This window comes from Fischerella sp. PCC 9605, assembly GCF_000517105.1.
Taxonomy (GTDB): domain Bacteria; phylum Cyanobacteriota; class Cyanobacteriia; order Cyanobacteriales; family Nostocaceae; genus PCC9605.
The window spans coordinates 1,093,073-1,112,385 of the sequence record NZ_KI912151.1 but is presented as its reverse complement, the minus strand read 5'-3'; the positions used below and the strand labels follow the sequence as shown (position 1 = coordinate 1,112,385).

Below are 19,313 nucleotides of genomic sequence, written 5' to 3'. Positions count from 1 at the left end.
TACTTCTAGTTCAAGTTCATAGTAAATTGCAAAAAATATTCCAGAGAGATTTTCTCTTGGTAGAAATGTTTCAATATCCAACTGTAAGCCACCTAGCTAGATATTTTAATCAGGAATCAAGAAAAGAAACATCTTTTATAATAAAGCATTCTGAAAGTAGGACAGCTTCAGTACAGCGTCGAAAACAAGCCAGAAAAGAACACCGAGCAGCGACCAAGAAAAGGGAACTTTCGTCTCAATCAGACGAATAAACTTAAAGTTTTATGTAGACTATTCATGACACTAAATGTCATTTTTTTACTCACCAATCCAAAGAAAATGTGATTAATCTCACTTGAGATTTTAGTTAACAATAATACTAGCAATGCAGGATAAAAATTATCTATTGAAGGAGACAAAATGACATTAAGTGAAAAAGAATTTTTATCTAAAAATAGCTTTTCTCAAACTGAGGAAATATTACATTCTGAAATTGGTGAGTATGTAACACAAATGTTTACACCTACTCCCGTGAAATCTATTGAAACACAGATAGATGAGATAGTTAATGATTTTTCTCAGGAATTTTTAAGTACAAAAAATGCAAATACTAATGTTGATATTGACTTGATAATCAAAAAGTTTGGTAATAGCAAAATACCTGCACTACCTACTGATTTTGAGAGCTATCTTCAATCCTTAAATGAGAATGTTGTCGCTCATTCAATACACACATCTTCGCCACAATTTATCGGTCATATGACCTCGGCACTTCCTTCTTTTGTACGCCCTTTAGCCAAACTGATGACAGCAATGAATCAAAACGCTGTCAAAATAGAAACTGCTAAAGCCTTGAGCTTCTGCGAGCGTGAGGCTTTAGCAATGATGCATCGACAAATTTATAACTTATCCGATAATTTCTACATTCAGCATATTCAAAACAATCAGAGTACATTAGGAATTTTGGTTTCTGGTGGTACAACAGCAAATATCACAGCACTTTGGTGTGCCCGAAATAAATCTTTAGGTGCAAAAAATGAGTTTTTAGGTATAGAAAAAGAAGGTTTAACCGCAGCCCTAAATTTTTACGGTTATAAAGGAGCAGTTGTAATTGGCTCCGAATTGATGCATTTCTCTTTTGATAAAGCTGCGGATTTAATGGGCATTAGTACCCAAAATTTGATTAGAGTGACCGTTGATTCTAACAATCGAGTTAATATACAAGCCCTACGCCAAGCTGTTGCAGATTGTCGCAAGCAAAACTTACATATTATAGCTATTGTTGGTATTGCTGGAACCACAGATTCTGGTAGTGTCGACCCCCTAGAAGATATTGCAGAGATTGCTCAAGAAAATAATATACATTTTCATGTGGATGCCGCTTGGGGTGGTCCAGTTATCTTTTCCCGAAAACATCAACATAAGCTTGCTGGCATTGAAAAAGCTGATTCAGTGACCATTGATGGACATAAACAATTGTATTTACCAATGGGGATTGGTATGGTCTTTTTCCGCGACCCCTATCTAGCTTCTTCAATCGAAAAACAGGCTAGCTATACCATGCGTAAGGGATCGTTTGATTTGGGTAAACGTGCTTTAGAAGGTTCTCGACCGGGTATGGCTTTATTTTTACACGCTGGTCTAAAGCTGATTGGGCTTAAGGGATATGAGTTTTTGATTGATGAAGGAATCCGGAAAAGTCAATACATGGCTGCTCGTATTTCGGCAATGCCCGAATTTGAATTGTTGGCAGAACCTGATACTAATCTGTTAATTTATCGCTATATTCCAGAGCAATTTAGAGGCAGTGTTGCGAAAAAACAGTTAACAGATACAGATAATCACATTATCAATAATTTTAACGAACATTTACAAAAGATGCAGCGTCAGATTGGCCGCACTTTTATCTCACGAACGACAAAAACAACTATCAGTTTTGATAAAAAAATTCCTGTAATTGCCATGCGTGCGGTCATTGCTAATCCATTAACTAATGAAGAAGATATTGACGCGGTTTTAAATGACCAAATTCAGATTGCTTCGGAAATTTCAATTTCATATTTTCTCAAAGATGAAGGATTAACTCAGTCTTATTGAGTGTCTTTACATTAGACAAAAATATTTATGATAGAGTTTTGATCTATGGATATAGCAAATCAAGACGAAATCGCTATTATTGGTATGGCGGGTCGTTTCCCTGGGGCAAATAAAGTTGATAGCTTTTGGCAAAACCTGCGCTCTGGTGTAGAGTCAATTTCTTTTTTCACGGATGAGGAACTAATATCTGCTGGGGTAGATCCATTATTGCTCAACGATTCCAATTACGTGAAAGCAAGCGGTATATTAGAAGATATAGATTTGTTTGATGCTTCATTTTTTGGTTTTTCTCCCAGAGAAGCTGAAATTACAGATCCACAGCACCGACTTTTTCTAGAATGTGTTTGGGAAGCTTTAGAAAATGCTGGCTATAACTCCGAAACTTATAGCGGTCAAATAGGTCTTTTTGCAGGTGTTGGTGCAAGTTCATACCTGCTTTCAAATTTATATTCTAATCGAGATTTGATGGAATCAGTAGACAGCTACCAAATTTTGATTGGAAACGACAAAGACTTTTTACCCACGCAGGTTTCTTACAAATTGAACTTGAGAGGGCCAAGTATCAATGTTCAAACTGCCTGTTCCACATCATTAGTTGCTGTTCACTTAGCCTGCCAAAGTTTACTCAATGGTGAAAGTGATATTACTTTAGCGGGCGGTGTTTCCGCTACAATGCTGCAAAAAACAGGTTACTACTATCAACAAGGAGGAATTCAATCTCCTGACGGTCATTGCCGAGCTTTTGACGCTCAAGCGAAAGGAACGATTAGTGGCAATGGTTTAGGTATAGTAGTGTTGAAAAGATTAGAGGATGCTATTACTGATGGTGATTTTATTCATGCAGTAATCAAGGGTTCAGCTGTTAACAACGATGGTTCTTTAAAGGTTGGATATACAGCTCCTAGTGTTGATGGTCAAAGGGAAGTTATTTTAGAAGCTTTAGCCTTAGCTGGAGTCGAGCCTGAGACTGTTACTTATGTAGAAACGCACGGTACAGGAACCATCTTAGGAGACCCGATTGAAATTAAGGCTCTCACACAAGCTTTTCGTGCTAGCACGAACAAAAAAGGCTTTTGCGCTATTGGTTCAGTAAAGACCAATGTCGGGCATTTGGATACAGCAGCAGGTGTGACAGGATTAATTAAAACAGTCCTTGCATTAAGACATAAACAAATACCTCCGAGTTTACACTTTCAACAGCCCAATCCCCAGATAGATTTTGCTAATAGTCCCTTCTACGTCAATACCAAATTATCAGAGTGGAAAACTAACGGTACACCAAACAGAGCAGGTATAAGTTCTTTTGGCATTGGCGGGACTAATGCCCATGTTATTTTGGAAGAAGCTCCAGTGATTGAAGCTTCCAGTCCCTCGCGTCCTTGGCAATTGTTACTGCTCTCAACCAAAACCAGCACAGCTTTAGACACTGCAACAGCGCAACTGCATACTTATTTAGAGCAAAACCCCGATATTCCTCTACCAGATGTCGCTTATACCTTACAAGTAGGTCGTCAAGCTTTTGACTATCGCCGCATCATGATTAGCCACAGTCTAAATGATGCAGTGAAATCGCTTAACAGCCAAGATCCACAACGTATTTTTAGTCACCACTGTAAACCAGGTCACTGTCCAGTCATCTTCATGTTTTCGGGACAAGGGTCACAATATGCAAACATGGGGAGGGAACTGTATGAAGTAGAACCGACGTTTAAAAAACATATAGATAGTTGCGCTGGTATTTTGCAACCCCACCTCGGTCTTGATATCCGCTGCCTACTTTATCCCAGCGAAGAAGATACTGAAACTGCTTCAAATCAACTACAACAAACAGCCCTCACCCAAAGCGCGTTATTTGTTACAGAGTACGCCCTTGCTCAGTTATTTATGTCTTGGGGAGTGCGTCCAGAGGCGATGATTGGCCATAGTATTGGGGAATATGTCGCCGCAACCATTGCAGGTGTATTTTCTCTAGAAGATGCCTTAAAAATTGTGGCAACAAGAGGACGCCTGATGCAACAGTTGCCTTCTGGGAGTATGCTGGCAATTAGGCTGCCAGAAAAAGATGTGCAGTTGCTTTTGGATGCACAGACGTTGTATCAAAAGTCTCTACAAATTGCAGTTATCAACAGCCCATCTGACTGTGTAGTTTCGGGAACAAACGAGGCGATCGCAACGCTACAAAAACAATTATCGTCTCAAGAAGTTGAATGTCGGCTGTTGCATACATCTCATGCTTTCCATTCCCAGATGATGGAACCAATATTGTCAGCGTTTATTGAGGCTGTCAAAACAGTCAAACTGAATCCACCAAGCATACGCTTTATTTCTAATGTAACTGGTAGTTGGATTACTTTTGAACAAGCGACAAATCCAGATTATTGGTGTCAACATTTACGACAAACTGTCAGATTTTCAGATGGGATATCGCAACTATTACAGCAGTTTGAAGGTGTTTTTCTAGAAGTAGGGCCAGGGCGAACTTTAAGCACATTGACGACACAGCATTTAGATAAAAATGCCAAGCAACAGGTATTGACTTCGTTACGCCATGCCAAAGAGCAACAATCTGATGTTAGCTTTTTATTACAAACATTAGGTCGGTTGTGGCTTTCTGGTATAGAAATAGATTGGTCAGGATTTTATACCCACGAGCAGCGTCATCGTCTGCCTTTGCCGACTTACCCCTTTGAACGACAAAGGTACTGGATTGATGCGAAATCCCCATCACCTTCTGTAAATAAAAGACTAACAACATTAGATAATAAACAAGATATTGCCGACTGGTTTTATGTTCCTTCATGGAAGCGCTCTTTGCTGCCTCATTCATCCTCCGAGCAAATCAATTCTACACAAGAAAAATGGCTGTTTTTTGTGGATGATTTGGGAGTAGGTGCAAAATTAATTAATGAGTTTAAAAATCAAGGTAAAAATGTCATTGCTGTTCAACAAGGAGAGCGGTTTAGCAAAGTAAGTGAGGGTATTTATACAATTAATCCATGCATAAATGAAGATTATGATACTTTACTTAAAGAATTAATATCATTAGGACACAATCCTGAATATATTGCTTATTTATGGAGCGTAAGTCATCTCGAAAATTGCCACGCAGGGAATTATTTAGAATTCAAAAGTTTACTATTTTTGACTCAGAGCATTAGTAAGCTGAAAATTAGTGATACGAGCGATCGCTTACAAATTTGGGTTGTATCAAACAACATCCAAGAGGTTAATGGAAATGAAAAATTAGACCCAGAGAAAGCAGCAATATTAGGCTTATGTAAAGTCATTCCTCAAGAGTATCCTAATATTACCTGTCGATGTATTGATATTTCTTTAACTAACCGCACAGATGTAGAGAGAGGACAAGAAGATTGTGAGGTTAACATTATTGACAAACTTTTAGATGAGTTGACCTCTGTATCCTCAGATATGGTAGTTGCTTATCGCGATCGCCACCGTTGGGTACAAACATTTGAGCCAGTTCGCTTGGAGTCAATTGTTGACGAAAAAATACCATTGAAAAAACAGGGTGTTTACCTGTTTACTGGTGGATTAGAAAGTGTTGAAGTTGTGCTTGCAGAATACTTAACAAAAACTTTCCAAGCAAAACTCATATTTATTGAAGATTCTAAATTTCCAGAGAAAAACAATTTCTCACAATGGCTTGAAACTCATTCTCAAGATGATGAAATTAGTCTCAAAATTCAGCAAGTTTTAGCATTAGAGGAATTAGGTGCAGAAGTTTTGTTATTACGTGCCGATACCACTAATTACGAACATATTCATAAAGCTCTTGCATCTGCAAATGTTGAACAAATTAATGGCGTAATTTATTCAACTGGTATCAAACGCGATCGCCTATTTGCTTCTATTCCCGAAATTACTGAAGTGGAAATAAAAAATCTATTAGAATTACAAAGTAGTAAGATTGTAGTTTTAGAAAAAGTCTTACAGAACTTGAAGATAGATTTTTGTATCATTTTTTCTTCTTTATCTTCCATTTTAGGAGGATTTGGATTATGCTTATATTCAGCAGCTAACCAATTCATCGATACTTTTAGTAATCGGCATAATCAAAAAACTTCTTTGCCGTGGTATGTTATAAATTGGGATAAATTTCAACCGAATGTAAGCCAGGACGAAACAGCAACGGATCGAGTCTCTGGAGCAGAATTAGCTATCACCCCAGTAGAAGCAGTAGAAGTATTTAAACGAGTTTTTTCTTTAAGGGAAGTAACTCAGATTATTCTTTCTACAGTAGACATTAATGCTAGGAAGAATCATAAAATTAGCTTAAGCTATTCGATAGATTCAACATCAACCAATCAATTAGATTCATCGCCACGCTACTCCAGACCGAGCCTAAATAATTCCTATGTTCCCCCCACAAATGAGTTGGAAAAACAAATTACAGAGATATGGCAAGAGGTACTTGGGATTACAGAAATCGGGATTTACGACAACTTCTATGAGTTAGGGGGGGATTCCCTGATTGCAACTCAATTAGTTTCTCGATTGCGAGCCAAATTCCCTGTAGATTTACCACTACGTGACCTGTTATTAGAAGCGATGATACCAGTCAAACAAGCAGAAATAGTTGAGCAACTTTTGTTGGAAAAAATTGAAGAATTATCTGAAGAAGATGCAGAAAATTTTTTAGCTAATCTTGTAGAAAATTCTTGAATTGTTCAAATTTAAACCTTACTTTGAAACAGGAGAAACAAACATATGTCTTTAGTCAAAAATGATGCAAATCACGATCGTTTTGCTTCGGTATTTAACTTACTTCCTTCAGAAGCGGAATTTGTAATGCCAGTATTAGAGCAATTAATGCTAAAACATCTCCCTAAAGGAGCACATATTCTCGACATTGGTTGTTCTAACGGATATATAGTCCAACAGCTTCAAAAAAGAGGTTATCAAGCTACTGGACTTGATGTTTCTGGTAAATTATTAAGTTTTGCCCGAATAAACTCACCTGAAAGTAAATTTATCCATGAGGATATACGTAATTTTAAGTCGCCTCCCACCTATGATGCTGTTTATTCAAAAAATGCTCTCTGCTTCTTCATGAGTCTTGAGGAATTGACAACTGTCTTCCAAAACATATATACGGCGATGCATGATAATGCTCTGTTTATGTTCAGCATACCAACTGCGGATATCTATTGGCGTGATGGTGTGCCGGAAGATGATTATATTGGATATGGATATACAAATACTCACTGTTATGTAGGTGATACATTTGTCTTTATTGAAAGAGAAAACTATCACTATAAACCAGAAGAAAGGATACGGGAAGTTGCAATGACCATCTTTGAATTGATAGATGGAATTTGGAAGCGTACGGACAGTAGACATTTAGTCAAAGATTATTTTTTATCAGAAATTAAGGCGGTTTTAGAAAATGTGGGATTTATAGAAATTAATGACTGTAATATCCAAGATTTTGGAGAAGATTACAAAGGGTACGATCAGCATTGCATTATTTGTCGTAAGCCATCCCTTTCTCAATAGTAGATATCAAGGCTAGAAATAGCCATACAGTTGCCCTCGATTTTTTGTGGATTTCACAGAAGTGAGTCCTATAAATGCTGGAGAGGAATCAGGTAACGCTTGCTTCATTCGTCCGAAATAACCTTGAGAATGAAAATGTAATTGCAGTCTGAATTCGTAGCATAAGGCAGAGCAAAGATTTAGTTGTAGGGTGGAGACTGCCCACTCTACGCAAAAATAAAGTTTCCAAGCTCTATAGGATCGGAATAGTATTTTATGTTTGAAACTTTGAATATTCTTAAAGCTGACCTTATGGATATTTAATTATTAATGATACATAGTAATAATCAAGCATTATTGATTGTTATAGCATTTATTTGAAAAATATAAATTTCATTATCATACATCAATGGATAAACAACATTCTAACTTATCACCAGCGAAAAAAGCCCTTTTAGAAAAATGGAAAGGGGGAAAATTTCAAGCTAATGTTATTCCCAAGCGTCAAGATTGTAAAAATATCCCCTTGTCTTTTTCTCAACAAAGGCTGTGGTTTATTGACCAGCTTTATCACGGCAGTTCTTTCTACAATATTCCTATAGCTTTTCACATACAAGGAAACCTCAAGATTGCAGCACTTGAGCAAAGCTTGAATGAAATTATTAAGCGCCATGAAGTTTGGCGGACAAATTTTAGGCTTGTGAATGGAGAGCCAATACAAGAAATTTTTACCCAATCTACTTGGGATTTATCTATTATTAACCTAGAACATTTATCTGGTAAAGTTTGGGAAGAAGAAGTTAAACAAATTGCAGCAAAAGAAGCACAAAAACCTTTTAATTTGTCTAAAGGGCTATTAGTGAGGGCTACTTTACTGCGATTGAGTGAAGAAGAACACGTTTTGCTTGTGACCATGCATCACATTATTACAGATGGATGGTCTTGCGGTGTCTTCCTGCGAGAACTATCAACGCTGTATGCAGCCTTCTCAACAAATCAACCTTCTCCCTTAAGCGAACTCCCGATTCAGTATGCAGATTTTGCAGTTTGGCAACGCGATCGCATCCAAGGCAAATTCCTCGCAACCCAATTAAATTATTGGAGGCAACAACTAAGCGGTGAGCTACCCATACTACAACTGCCAACAGACCGTCCGCGACCTAATGTTACTACTGTTGCTGGTGCCAAGCAATACTTTAAATTCTCAAAAGCTCTGACTGATGCACTCAGACAATTAAGCCAGCAAGCAGACGCCACTTTATTTATGAGTTTGCTAGCGGCATTTAACATATTACTATACCGCTACACAGACCAAGAAGACATCTTAATTGGTTCTCCGATTGCAAACCGAAACCGAGCCGAATTAGAAGGAATGCTGGGTTTGTTTGTTAATACTTTGGTATTGCGTAATAACCTCAGTGGTAATCCTAGCTTCCGCGAACTTTTACATCGAGTACGTGAGGTGACTCTCGATGCTTATGCACATCAAGATTTGCCTTTCGAGATACTTGTAGAAGAATTGCACCCCGAACGCGATTTAAGCCGAAATCCACTTTATGAAGTCATGTTTGTCCTCCAAAACAGTCCAATGTCTGTGCAAGAAGTGTCTGGTTTAACTTTGCGTACTGTGGAATTTGATAGTGGTACAGCTCAACTAGATATTTTCCTATCGATGTCTGAATCCCAAGAGGGGTTAACAGGGTTTTTGGAATACAATACGGATATTTTTGATGCAGCAACTATTACTCAATTTATAAATAATTTCCAAACTTTATTAGAAAATATAATTGCAAATCCAGAGCAGCGCCTCAATGAGTTGTCGCTACTAACTGCTTCTGAGCAAGAACAACTATTATTTAAGTTTAATCAAACTTGTGCAGATTATCCTCAAGATGCATCTCTGCATCAATTATTTGAGCAGCAAGTTGAACTAACACCATTATCTTTGGCATTAATTAGCGAGTCTGAGGAAGTAACTTATTGTCAACTTAACCAGAGAGTTAATCAGCTTGCACATTATTTACAAAAGCAGAATGTCACAAAAGAAACGCTAGTTGCGCTATGTCTGGAACGATCCGTAGACATGGTAGTGGGAATTTTAGCTGTCCTCAAAGCTGGTGGTGCATACATTCCCCTCGATCCAAGTTATCCAGTTGAGCGTTTGAATTTTATGCTCTGTGATTCTCAAGCATCGGTGTTAATTACTCAACAGGAAATATTAGAAAAACTGTCATTATCTTCGGCGAAAACCGTTTGCTTGGATATCCATAAGGACGAAATTGCTCAAGAAAGTCAAGAAAACCCCATTAGCACCTCTTCATCTGAAAATCTCGCCTATATTATCTACACTTCTGGCTCAACTGGAACTCCTAAAGGTGTTCTTGGTACTCATCGCGGCACAGTAAACGGCTTACACTGGCTATGGAAAACTTATCCTTTCACCCCAGGAGAAGTTTGCTGTCAGAAAACAGCTATCAGTTTTGTCGATTCTGTATGGGAAATTTTTGCACCCTTACTTCAGGGAATTCCTACTGTCATTATTAATGATGCAACCATACTAGACCCGCAACTATTTATAGAAGCTTTGGCGCATCACAAAGTTACTCGTATCATACTTGTACCTTCATTATTGCGCTTACTTCTAGATAATTACAGTCATCTAACTAAGAAATTATCGCAGCTAAAACTCTGGATAACTAGCGGAGAAGCACTATCTGTTAAGTTAGTCCAAACTTTCCGAGAATTGATGCCGTTTGCAAAACTAATCAACCTTTACGGTTCATCGGAAGTTTCTGCGAATGCGACTTACTACGATACCAGTTTATTATCAGGTCAAGCAAACAGTGTTCCTATCGGTCGTCCTATCGATAATACTCAGATTTATGTGTTGAATCACGATTTACAACCAACACCTATAGGAGTGGTCGGTGAGCTTTACGTTAGTGGTGACGGATTGGCGAGGGGTTACTTATATCGTCCGGAATTAACTCAGGAACGGTTTATTGATAATCCCTTTATTCCAAAAACAAAGCTTTACAAAACAGGCGACTTAGTGCGTCATCTCAAAGATGGTAATCTTGAGTATTTGGGACGACATGATGAACAAGTAAAAATCAGAGGTTTTCGAGTAGAATTGGGTGAAATTGCCACGGCGATCGCACAACATCCAGATGTACAAGAATCGGTTGTAATTGCCCGCGATGATGCTCAAAAAAATCAAACTTTGATTGCCTATATTGTTACAAATAAGCAGGATATCAAGACACAATTTTTATCCTATTTGCAACAAAAATTGCCTAATTATATGTTGCCGTCTGCTTTTATTGTACTCGATGCACTTCCACTAACACCTAATGGTAAAGTAGACAAGCTTGCGCTGCCAAATAACGAAATTATTCGACAAAATACTAATAAATCTTTCGTTGCTCCTCGAAATTTTACAGAATTAGCTTTAGTAAAAGCTTGGGAGAACATTCTAAATACTAATCCTATCGGCATAACAGACAACTTCTTTGATTTGGGTGGTCACTCATTTTTAGCTGTACGCTTAATGGCTCAAATTTATGATAAATTTGGGCACAATCTTCCCCTGTCTACTCTTTTTGAAAATCCGACTATTGAAAAACTAGCTGCAATTGTTAGTCAACCATTTCGCGAAAGTTCCGGTTCTCCTCTAGTTGCAATTAACTCTTCTGGTGACAAGATACCTTTCTTCTGTATGCATGGTGCTGGTGGAGATATTAGTCAATACTTTAAATTGTCCAAAATACTTGGTGAAGACTATCCATTTTATGCATTGGAACATAGACCAGACCCAGAACAACCTGAAATAATTTCAGTGGAGGAAACAGCAACTCGCTATCTAAAAGAAATTCGTAAAACACATCCAAATGGGCCCTATCTTTTAGGTGGTCATTGTTACGGTGGTGTACTTGCTTTTGAAATGGCGCAGCAAATACACAAGCAGGGTCAAACAGTAGGTTTGGTAGTTATCATCGATGCCATATTACCAGAAACAAGCATTGAACCTACGGATGATGACGATGCAAAGTTCTTGCTTCGTATCGCAGAAGAAATAAAAATTGGGAATGATATAGATTTTTCTCTTCCCTTTGAGGAACTTCGAGATTTGTCCCTGCATGAGCAACTTCATTTGGTAAATAAAAAAGCAAACTTTATTTTTTCTGATGCAGAGATTAAAGATTTTCTCCGCCATTATCAAATTTTCAAAGCTAATGTCCAAGCTATGCGAGATTATATTCCGCAGGTTTATCCTCACTCCTTAACTATCTTTCGAGCTCAAGAGGAAATTATCCATGACTTTGACAATCCGGAATGGAGTACTGATGACCCTTTACTAGGTTGGGGTAAATGTTCCAGTCAATCTATTCAGGTTGTTGAAGTTCCAGGAAATCATTTCTCAATATTACTCGAACCTCATATTCAGGAATTAGCCAAACAGTTGAGAATTTGCATCGATAATGCTGTGTGCGATCTAAATATGTAATGGGAGTAAAAGAGGCTGATGAAACTACCCCCAGGACCGAAAACTCCTTCTTGGTTGCTAGCCCTGCAATTCGAGGCTGATGTCTTTGGCTATATGGATGCTATTTCCAAGCGCTATGGTGACATTGTAACTGTAATGTTTGGTTCTACACCAACAGTTTATGTTAGTAATCCTTTAGGGATAAAGGAGATTTTCACGCGGGGCAAGGAAATTGCAGCTAGGGGTGCATTAAACCAAGATTTCGCCCTATTTACAGGAAAACAAGGAGTTCTGCAACTGGATGGATCGCGTCATAAAAATCGGCGCAAATTGTTAATGTCAGCCTTTCACGGTGCGCGGATGCAAGCCTGCGGACAACGTATCTGCGAACTGACAGAAAAAATTATGAGTCTACAGGCAATCGGAAAACCTTTTCTTGCCTACTCAACTGTAGAAGATATTACCTTGGCGATAGGTATAGAAATTGTGATGGGATTGCGTCAAGGAGAGCGCTATGAAAGAGTAAAACATTTATTTGCTTCTGTGTTCAAACATGAACTATCTCCACTACTTCAACTGTTCGCAAAACTACCCTTTTGGGGATGGAATTTAGGACGGTGGAGTCCTCAAGGAAATTTGCTTTACCTCCGGCAAGAGCTTTTCCAACTGCTGTATGCTGAAGTTCAAGAACGCCGCAAGCAAGCAGATCTCTCTCGCACCGATATTCTCTCGGAATTATTATTGGCAACAGATGAGGCGGGAGAGGCGATCGCGGATGAAGAAATACGGGACTTGTTAATTTCACCTATCGGGGCGGCTCAAGGAGCTTCAGCAACTGCGATCGCTTGGGCTTTATACTGGATTCACCGTTTACCTCACGTTTGCGATCGCCTGCTTGAGGAACTTAATAGCCTTGGTGAAAACCCAGATATCACCAGCATCTTGGCATTACCTTATCTCAATGCTGTTTGTGACGAGGTTTTACGAATTTACCCAACTCAGCTATTTGCATTTCCAAGGATAGTAGAGTCTCCTGTTGAGATCATGGGCTATAAGTTGAGTCCGGGAACAATACTTATTGCAAATATCTATTCTACGCATCAGCGTGAAGATTTATACCCGGAACCAAAACAATTTAACCCAGAGCGTTTTCTTGAAAAACAATTTTCGACCTATGAATTTTTACCCTTTGGTGGTGGTTCTCGTATTTGTATTGGAGGAGCCTTTGCTCTGTTTGAAATGAAATTGGTTTTGGCAATAATTCTTTCACGCTATCAGTTAAAGCTAATGAGTAAAAAACCAGAACAACCGAAATTTGATGGTCTTCTTTGTTACCCTGCTAGTGGCGTGAAAATGGTAGTACTTAGTCAGCATCAACATCAAGGACATTTGCAGTCATTAGTTACTGGTTCAGTTTAACCTCTGGAGTTTTTTCATTCCTTTCCGTATATTTCTCAATTTAGCCTTTTGGCACTAACAAGATATTTCACTATGGAGGAAGTAGGTATGACAAAGAGTAATAAAGGCGCAGTAGTGATCACAGGAACATCCACAGGTCTCGGTCGAGCAACCGCGCTTTTACTCGACAAACAAGGGTATCGAGTTTTTGCAGGAGTCCGCACAGATAAAGATGCTGAATCCCTAAAGCAGGCTGCATCTGGTGATTTAACTCCAATCATTATGGACATCACAAAGGCAGAACAAATTAAATCGGCTTCGGAATTTATTTCATTCGCAGTCGGTGATGAAGGGCTATTCGGATTAGTTAACAATGCAGTTGTAGCAGTAGACGGGCCACTGGAGTGTGTTGGAATCGATGATCTGAGATGGCAATTTGAAGTAAGTGTTATCGGGTTGATAGCAGTTACACAAGCGCTATTACCAGCGATCCGAAAAGCCAAAGGCAGGATCATCAATATCAGTGCGATCGCAGGTCGATTATCTATGCCATTTTTCGGTCCGTTGGTTGCTTCAAAGTTTGCAGTGGAGGCACTAACTGATTGTTTGCGAATGGAATTGCGTTCTTCTGGGGTTGAAGTTCTTTCGATCCTGCCAGATTCAATGAATACAGAAGTGTCTGACAAAGTTGAGGCAAGGTACCAAAAAACATTAGCTAACATGTCACCCGAAGCTAAAGCTTTATACGGTAAAACTTTCAGAATATTTATGGAAAATGTAGTCAAGGGAAATCGTCAAGGAATGCCACCTGAAAAAGTTGCCGCTGTGATTTTTGAAGCTTTGGAAGCACGCAAACCCAAAAGGCAATATGTTGTCACGGACTTTGAATGGCAATTACGGCTTGGAGCTTTATGTAAAAGATTACTTCCATATCAATATTTTTATGACACTTACTATTATGGTGCTATGCGAAAAGAAATGGGATTGGATTAACAATTTATCGTGATTTGATCGTTATCAAAAAGCTAGAGCGCCGATACAATCATCCCAAAAACCAAGTTTTTTGAGTTGTCTCAACGAAAAATCAGTCTTTTCAACGTTAGAAGTCAGGTTTTTTATCTCTAATTTTGTCTAATGTAGCAACGCTCTAGAAGTTCTCAGTCGAGCCATTGGATCTATTGCGGGTAAAAGCTCTATCCCAGTTAATCCCAAAAAGTTAGCGATCGCAATAGATTTACTATCCGCAATCTTAAATGAAAGTAATTCTTAATTAATTAGAGGACACTTCCATGAACGAGTTAATACAAAGATTGTCAGAAGGGGAACATCCAATTGAAGCAAGCTTGCGACCTGAAAAAACGGCTACAGCACTCAAAGAAAGCATCGACCGAAGATATGTGCATATCAAATTCACAAACACCAAGGGAGGTACTGATTTAGGTGTCAGACTTGACCCGGAAGCATCTAATTTTAATGAAGCTGACTTTGAGCGTCAAACGGGGAAAGTTTATTTAGTTGGTCACTTGACACTAAACTATGTAAAAGTTAAATGTATTGCAGATATTGACCTGGTGACTTTAAACGGTAAGGGACATTTAGAACCAGTGGAAACATAAGATTCGTCCCAGTTATTAATGGAGTGCAAAGCATAACTAGTTAAATATAAAGAGGTCAATTATGTATCAAAATGACAAAGAAGACACAACAATTTACAAAGTGGTAGTTAATCACGAAGAACAATATTCCATTTGGCCATTAGAGCGCGAAAATCCTCTTGGTTGGAAAGATGCTGGAAAAAATGGATCCAAACAAGAATGTTTAGATTACATCAAAGAAGTCTGGACTGACATGAGACCGCTTAGTCTCCGGAAAAAGATGCAGGAAACAGCTGGCAACATCTAGTAAGCAACTGTGCGTTTAAATTGTGTACTTGGTGGGTTTTGTATGCCCACTTCACGTTAATATAAGCATTTTTCTGCTTCTGCAATTTCAAGTTTCTTTGGCTTAGTAACCTTGTTAAAAATAGAGAATTTCTATGGTGACATCCTCGGTTCAGGAGACACGGGTATGGTTTATCACTGGTTGCTCAAGTGGTTTTGGTCGACCATTAGCAGAAACAGCACTTGAACGAGGCGAGACTGTCGTGCTAACGGCACGGAATCCACAGCAGGTAGAAGATTTAGCAGCACGCTTTCCGGATCGCACATTAGCAGTACAACTTGATGTAACGAAACCTGAAGAAGTAAGAGAGGCTGTGAAAAAAGCGATCGCCAACTTTGGGCGCATTGATGTACTCGTCAACAACGCTGGATGTGAGGTTGCAGGAATACTTGAAGAAGTTAGCGATGAGGCTGTACGTCGTCAATTTGAAACAAATTTTTTTGGTGTTTTAGACATACTGCGAGTTGTTCTACCTCATATGCGCCAGCAACGCAGTGGACATATTCTTAATATTTCATCAGCAGCTTGTTTTGAAGCTAGTGCTGGTGAGGGAATTTATATCAGCAGCAAGTTAGCTCTAGAAGGAATTTCTGGCTCATTAGCGAACGAAGTTAGACACTTTGGTATCAAAGTCACAATGGTTGAACCTGGTGTATTCAGAACAGATTTTTTCAACAAATCTCATGTATTAGTTGATACTAAAATTGATGAATATAAGCCGATCGTTAATGATATGTCCCAGTGGGTACGGGATGTACGAGATATGAAAATCAAACTACCAGGAGACCCAAGGAAAGCAGCTCTAGCAATGATTAAAGCTGTTGATAGCGATAACCCACCACTAAGATTGGCGCTGGGTGCAGATGCAGTAGAAATTATTGATGCCGCATTGGAGTTTATTAAAGGAGGGTTGGACGCTTGGAGAGAAGTATCTTTGAGTACTGATTTTGATGAAGTGGTAGCAGATAAAACTCAAGTTGCTACTTTAGGTTAAACTGTAGGCAAAAATAGGGGTTTGTTGCAAAATTTGAAGGTATTTATTTCCGCCGAGGTACGAGAAGCCAGACAAAACAAAGCGCGATCGCATCCACATTAGAACTCTTGCATAAATATTTTGTGGTATGATTAGGTGTGGCGAACTGCAAACATAAATCATCAAAACTGCAATCAAGGCAAATTTGAAACCACATTAATCTGCAACTAGAGGTGGTCTCAAAACCACAATAATTGCGGCCCAAACCACAATAAATGCAACGAAACTGCAAACAAGCGTTCTGAAACCACAATAAATGCAACTAGGCTACAAGCTATACCCAGAGCCAGTTTTTGGGAATGACCCCACTGGAGTGTCCAAATTTAAAGAGGAATTAAAGCGGACATATGTGTACAAATTATTAGATATAAATTGGACGTTTCTCGTTCAAAAAAATTGATCATCAGATATGATTTGACAGTTACAAAGGAATCCCAATCTTGAGCAGTTGCTCTCGCAAATCTTGAGTGCGGCTGGTAGGTAACTGACCTTGCAGAAAAGAACGAACCTCAGCAGTCCAATCTCGAATCTGCGACATCACTGCTTGTTTATTGAGTGTATTGCCCAGAATTGCATCTATATCAGCCATCTGCTCAGGTGTTAGTTTGGCCAGGGGCTGTCCCAAATAATCGGCGCTTGCTAATTTGGCCGCAATGACAGTGGGGAAGGTCAGTTCCTGGAACGGGTCTGGATCTACAAAGGACTGAACTGTTAATTCCATCTGACTACTGGGACACCAATTGTGGAAATCTGGTTTGGAATGCGATGTCTGCGGCTTCCAATCAGATCTGTTTAACGAATTACGAATTATCCAGACTGGAGTATAAAATACTACTAAATTAATTCTGAACTCTGAGTTCTGAATTCTGGCTTTTTTATTTCGCTCCGGACTGCACCCGCCACAAATTAGCATAAATCCCGTTCTTATCCAACAATTCTTCATGGGTTCCCGACTCTACAAATTGCCCATATTCCATCACATAAATGCGATCCGCATTGCGGATAGTAGAAAGACGATGGGCTATAGCTATTGTTGTTCGATTCACAGTAATCCGTTCTAAAGAACGCTGAATAGCAGCTTCAGTTTCATTATCTACCGCTGATGTAGCTTCATCTAAAACTAAGATAGGCGGATTTTTTAAAACAGCCCTGGCTATAGCAATTCTTTGCCGTTGTCCACCAGATAATTTTTGCCCCCGCTCCCCAATTATTGTCCCATAACCTTGAGGGAGTCGCATAATAAAATCATGAGCTTCGGCAATTTTCGCAGCTTCAATTATTCGTTCATCGGTAGCATCAAAAGTACCATAGGCTATATTTTCAGCAACCATACCATGAAACAAGAATACATCTTGACTGACCAAGCCAATACAGCGACGTAAATCACGTAAATTTAATTCTTGGATATCAATACCATCAATAGTAATCGTTCCAGAAGAAACATCATAAAATCGCAATAGTAGTTTAACTAAAGTGCTTTTCCCGGAACCTGTAGAACCAACAATAGCAATAGTTTTTCCTGCGGGAATATGTAAGGTTAGTTTTCTAATGACTGGTTCTCTATTAGGATAGGCAAAAGTAACTTTTTTAAAATCAATTTCACCAACTACTCGACCAATAGGTAAATATATATCTCCCGCAGTAATATTGATGGGAGTATCTAATAAATCCATGACGCGATTGGTAGAAGCCATTGACCTCTGATATTTGTCAAATATTTCTCCTAATTCTACTAAAGGCCACAACATTCTCTGTACTAAAACAAGTAAAACACTGTAATTTCCAATAGATATCTTACCCGCATAGGTTGCCATACCCCCCCAAAATAGTAAGGCTGTGAACCCCACTAAAACTAGCATTCTGATTAAGGGAATAAATGCAGCAGAAAGTTTAATTGCTTTGATATTACTTTTTCTATATGCTTCACTCTCTCCTGCCAATCTAGCACTTTCATATTCTTCAGCAGTGAAACTCTTAATTGTGTTAATGCCACTGAGATTATTTGCTAGTCGTGAGTTCAAAAAACTTACCTTTTCTCGTACCTCAGCATAACGGTCTTCCAGACGCTTTTGATAACTAAAAGAACCCCAAACAATAAATGGCATTGGCAACATTGCTGCCAAGGTGATAGAGAGAGGTAAAATAAAGAACGAACCACCAATTAAAATGATGATTGAGGTGCTAATGTTGATAATTTCATGAGCTCCAAAATTTAAAAAATCTTCTAGCTGGTTGATATCATCATTCAAAATTGACATCAAGCCGCCTGTGCTGCTTTCTTCAAAGTAAGCTGAATCTAATTCTTGTACATGATTGTAAGCATCTAAGCGTAAATTATGCTGAATATTTTGGGCTAAATTACGCCAAAGTCGATCGTAGGCGTACTGAGAAAGTGACTCGAATATCCAAATAATTATAGTCAGAAATGAAAGTAACAAAAATTGCCAAAATATATCTTGAATTCCCAACTTTGCAATTACAGAATCTTGCTGCTTTACGAGAATATCTACCGCAGTACCAATCAACCACGGTGGTGCTAAGTCTAAGATCGTATTGATGATAGAAAATGTTGTAGCTTGCCAAATTTGTTGGCGATATCGGCTTCCATAGTTTAGCAAGCGTTGTAAAGGATGGGCTGAATTTCTAAGTTTGTGAGATACTCTAGAAGATTTTGATGTTATTGTCACGACTGTTTATTGTTTGTAGTTACATAGTTGATACGGTACTAAAAACGAATACCTCAATAATCGTTCCCACTGAAAACACTAAAGGCGCCAGCAAGGATTACATTACTTTGTGTCAGTGGCGAAAAACAGAAGATAATAACCTGAATGTAAGTTGAAATTTTATATACTACAAAATGTCTTATCAAGCAATATCTCT

General features: G+C 38.6%; 12 protein-coding genes. 10 read left to right on the top strand and 2 right to left on the bottom strand.

The genetic code is table 11. From position 1 onward, the window contains the following. The 10 genes from FIS9605_RS45590 to FIS9605_RS0129865 all read left to right on the top strand — a co-directional run. Positions 1-251, top strand: a 251-nt coding sequence (locus FIS9605_RS45590; protein WP_231510499.1) for a hypothetical protein, incomplete at its 5' end; no start/stop codon positions are given. Between the two features lie 148 nt (positions 252-399). After that, on the top strand, positions 400-2,076 hold the full coding sequence (panP, locus tag FIS9605_RS0129905; protein WP_026735864.1) for a pyridoxal-dependent aspartate 1-decarboxylase PanP: 1,677 nt from the start codon (positions 400-402) through the stop codon (positions 2,074-2,076). 45 nt (positions 2,077-2,121) lie between these two features. Then, positions 2,122-6,759, top strand: coding sequence for a type I polyketide synthase (locus FIS9605_RS0129900; protein WP_035140337.1), 4,638 nt, complete (start codon positions 2,122-2,124; stop codon positions 6,757-6,759). Positions 6,760-6,804: 45 nt separating this feature from the next. Next, positions 6,805-7,593 carry a class I SAM-dependent DNA methyltransferase gene (locus tag FIS9605_RS0129895; RefSeq protein ID WP_026735862.1) on the top strand — a complete coding sequence of 263 codons (789 nt, stop codon included), beginning with the start codon at positions 6,805-6,807 and terminating at the stop codon, positions 7,591-7,593. A gap of 388 nt (positions 7,594-7,981) precedes the next feature. Continuing rightward, a complete protein-coding gene (locus FIS9605_RS0129890) occupies positions 7,982-12,079 on the top strand; it encodes a non-ribosomal peptide synthetase (RefSeq protein ID WP_026735861.1) in 4,098 nt (1,365 codons plus the stop codon). 18 nt (positions 12,080-12,097) lie between these two features. Then, positions 12,098-13,477, top strand: a complete 1,380-nt coding sequence (locus FIS9605_RS0129885; protein WP_026735860.1) for a cytochrome P450 — start codon at positions 12,098-12,100, stop codon at positions 13,475-13,477. A gap of 87 nt (positions 13,478-13,564) precedes the next feature. Next, positions 13,565-14,449 carry an SDR family oxidoreductase gene (locus tag FIS9605_RS0129880; RefSeq protein ID WP_026735859.1) on the top strand — a complete coding sequence of 295 codons (885 nt, stop codon included), beginning with the start codon at positions 13,565-13,567 and terminating at the stop codon, positions 14,447-14,449. A gap of 296 nt (positions 14,450-14,745) precedes the next feature. After that, positions 14,746-15,072, top strand: a complete 327-nt coding sequence (locus tag FIS9605_RS0129875) for an MbtH domain protein (RefSeq protein WP_026735858.1) — start codon at positions 14,746-14,748, stop codon at positions 15,070-15,072. Between the two features lie 61 nt (positions 15,073-15,133). Continuing rightward, positions 15,134-15,358, top strand: coding sequence for an MbtH family protein (locus FIS9605_RS0129870; RefSeq protein WP_026735857.1), 225 nt, complete (start codon positions 15,134-15,136; stop codon positions 15,356-15,358). Positions 15,359-15,491: 133 nt separating this feature from the next. Further along, positions 15,492-16,391 (top strand): oxidoreductase, encoded by a 900-nt coding sequence (locus FIS9605_RS0129865; RefSeq protein WP_026735856.1) that lies wholly within the window; start codon positions 15,492-15,494, stop codon positions 16,389-16,391. Positions 16,392-16,851: 460 nt separating this feature from the next. Here FIS9605_RS0129865 and FIS9605_RS0129855 read toward each other — a convergent pair whose 3' ends face one another. Next, complete coding sequence (locus tag FIS9605_RS0129855; protein WP_026735855.1) at positions 16,852-17,151, bottom strand: hypothetical protein; 300 nt, start codon at positions 17,149-17,151, stop codon at positions 16,852-16,854. A 154-nt stretch (positions 17,152-17,305) separates the two neighbouring features. Beyond that, positions 17,306-19,117: an ABC transporter ATP-binding protein gene (locus FIS9605_RS0129850; protein ID WP_035140335.1), complete on the bottom strand. Its 1,812-nt coding sequence runs from the start codon at positions 19,115-19,117 to the stop codon at positions 17,306-17,308. Positions 19,118-19,313 lie beyond the last annotated feature (196 nt).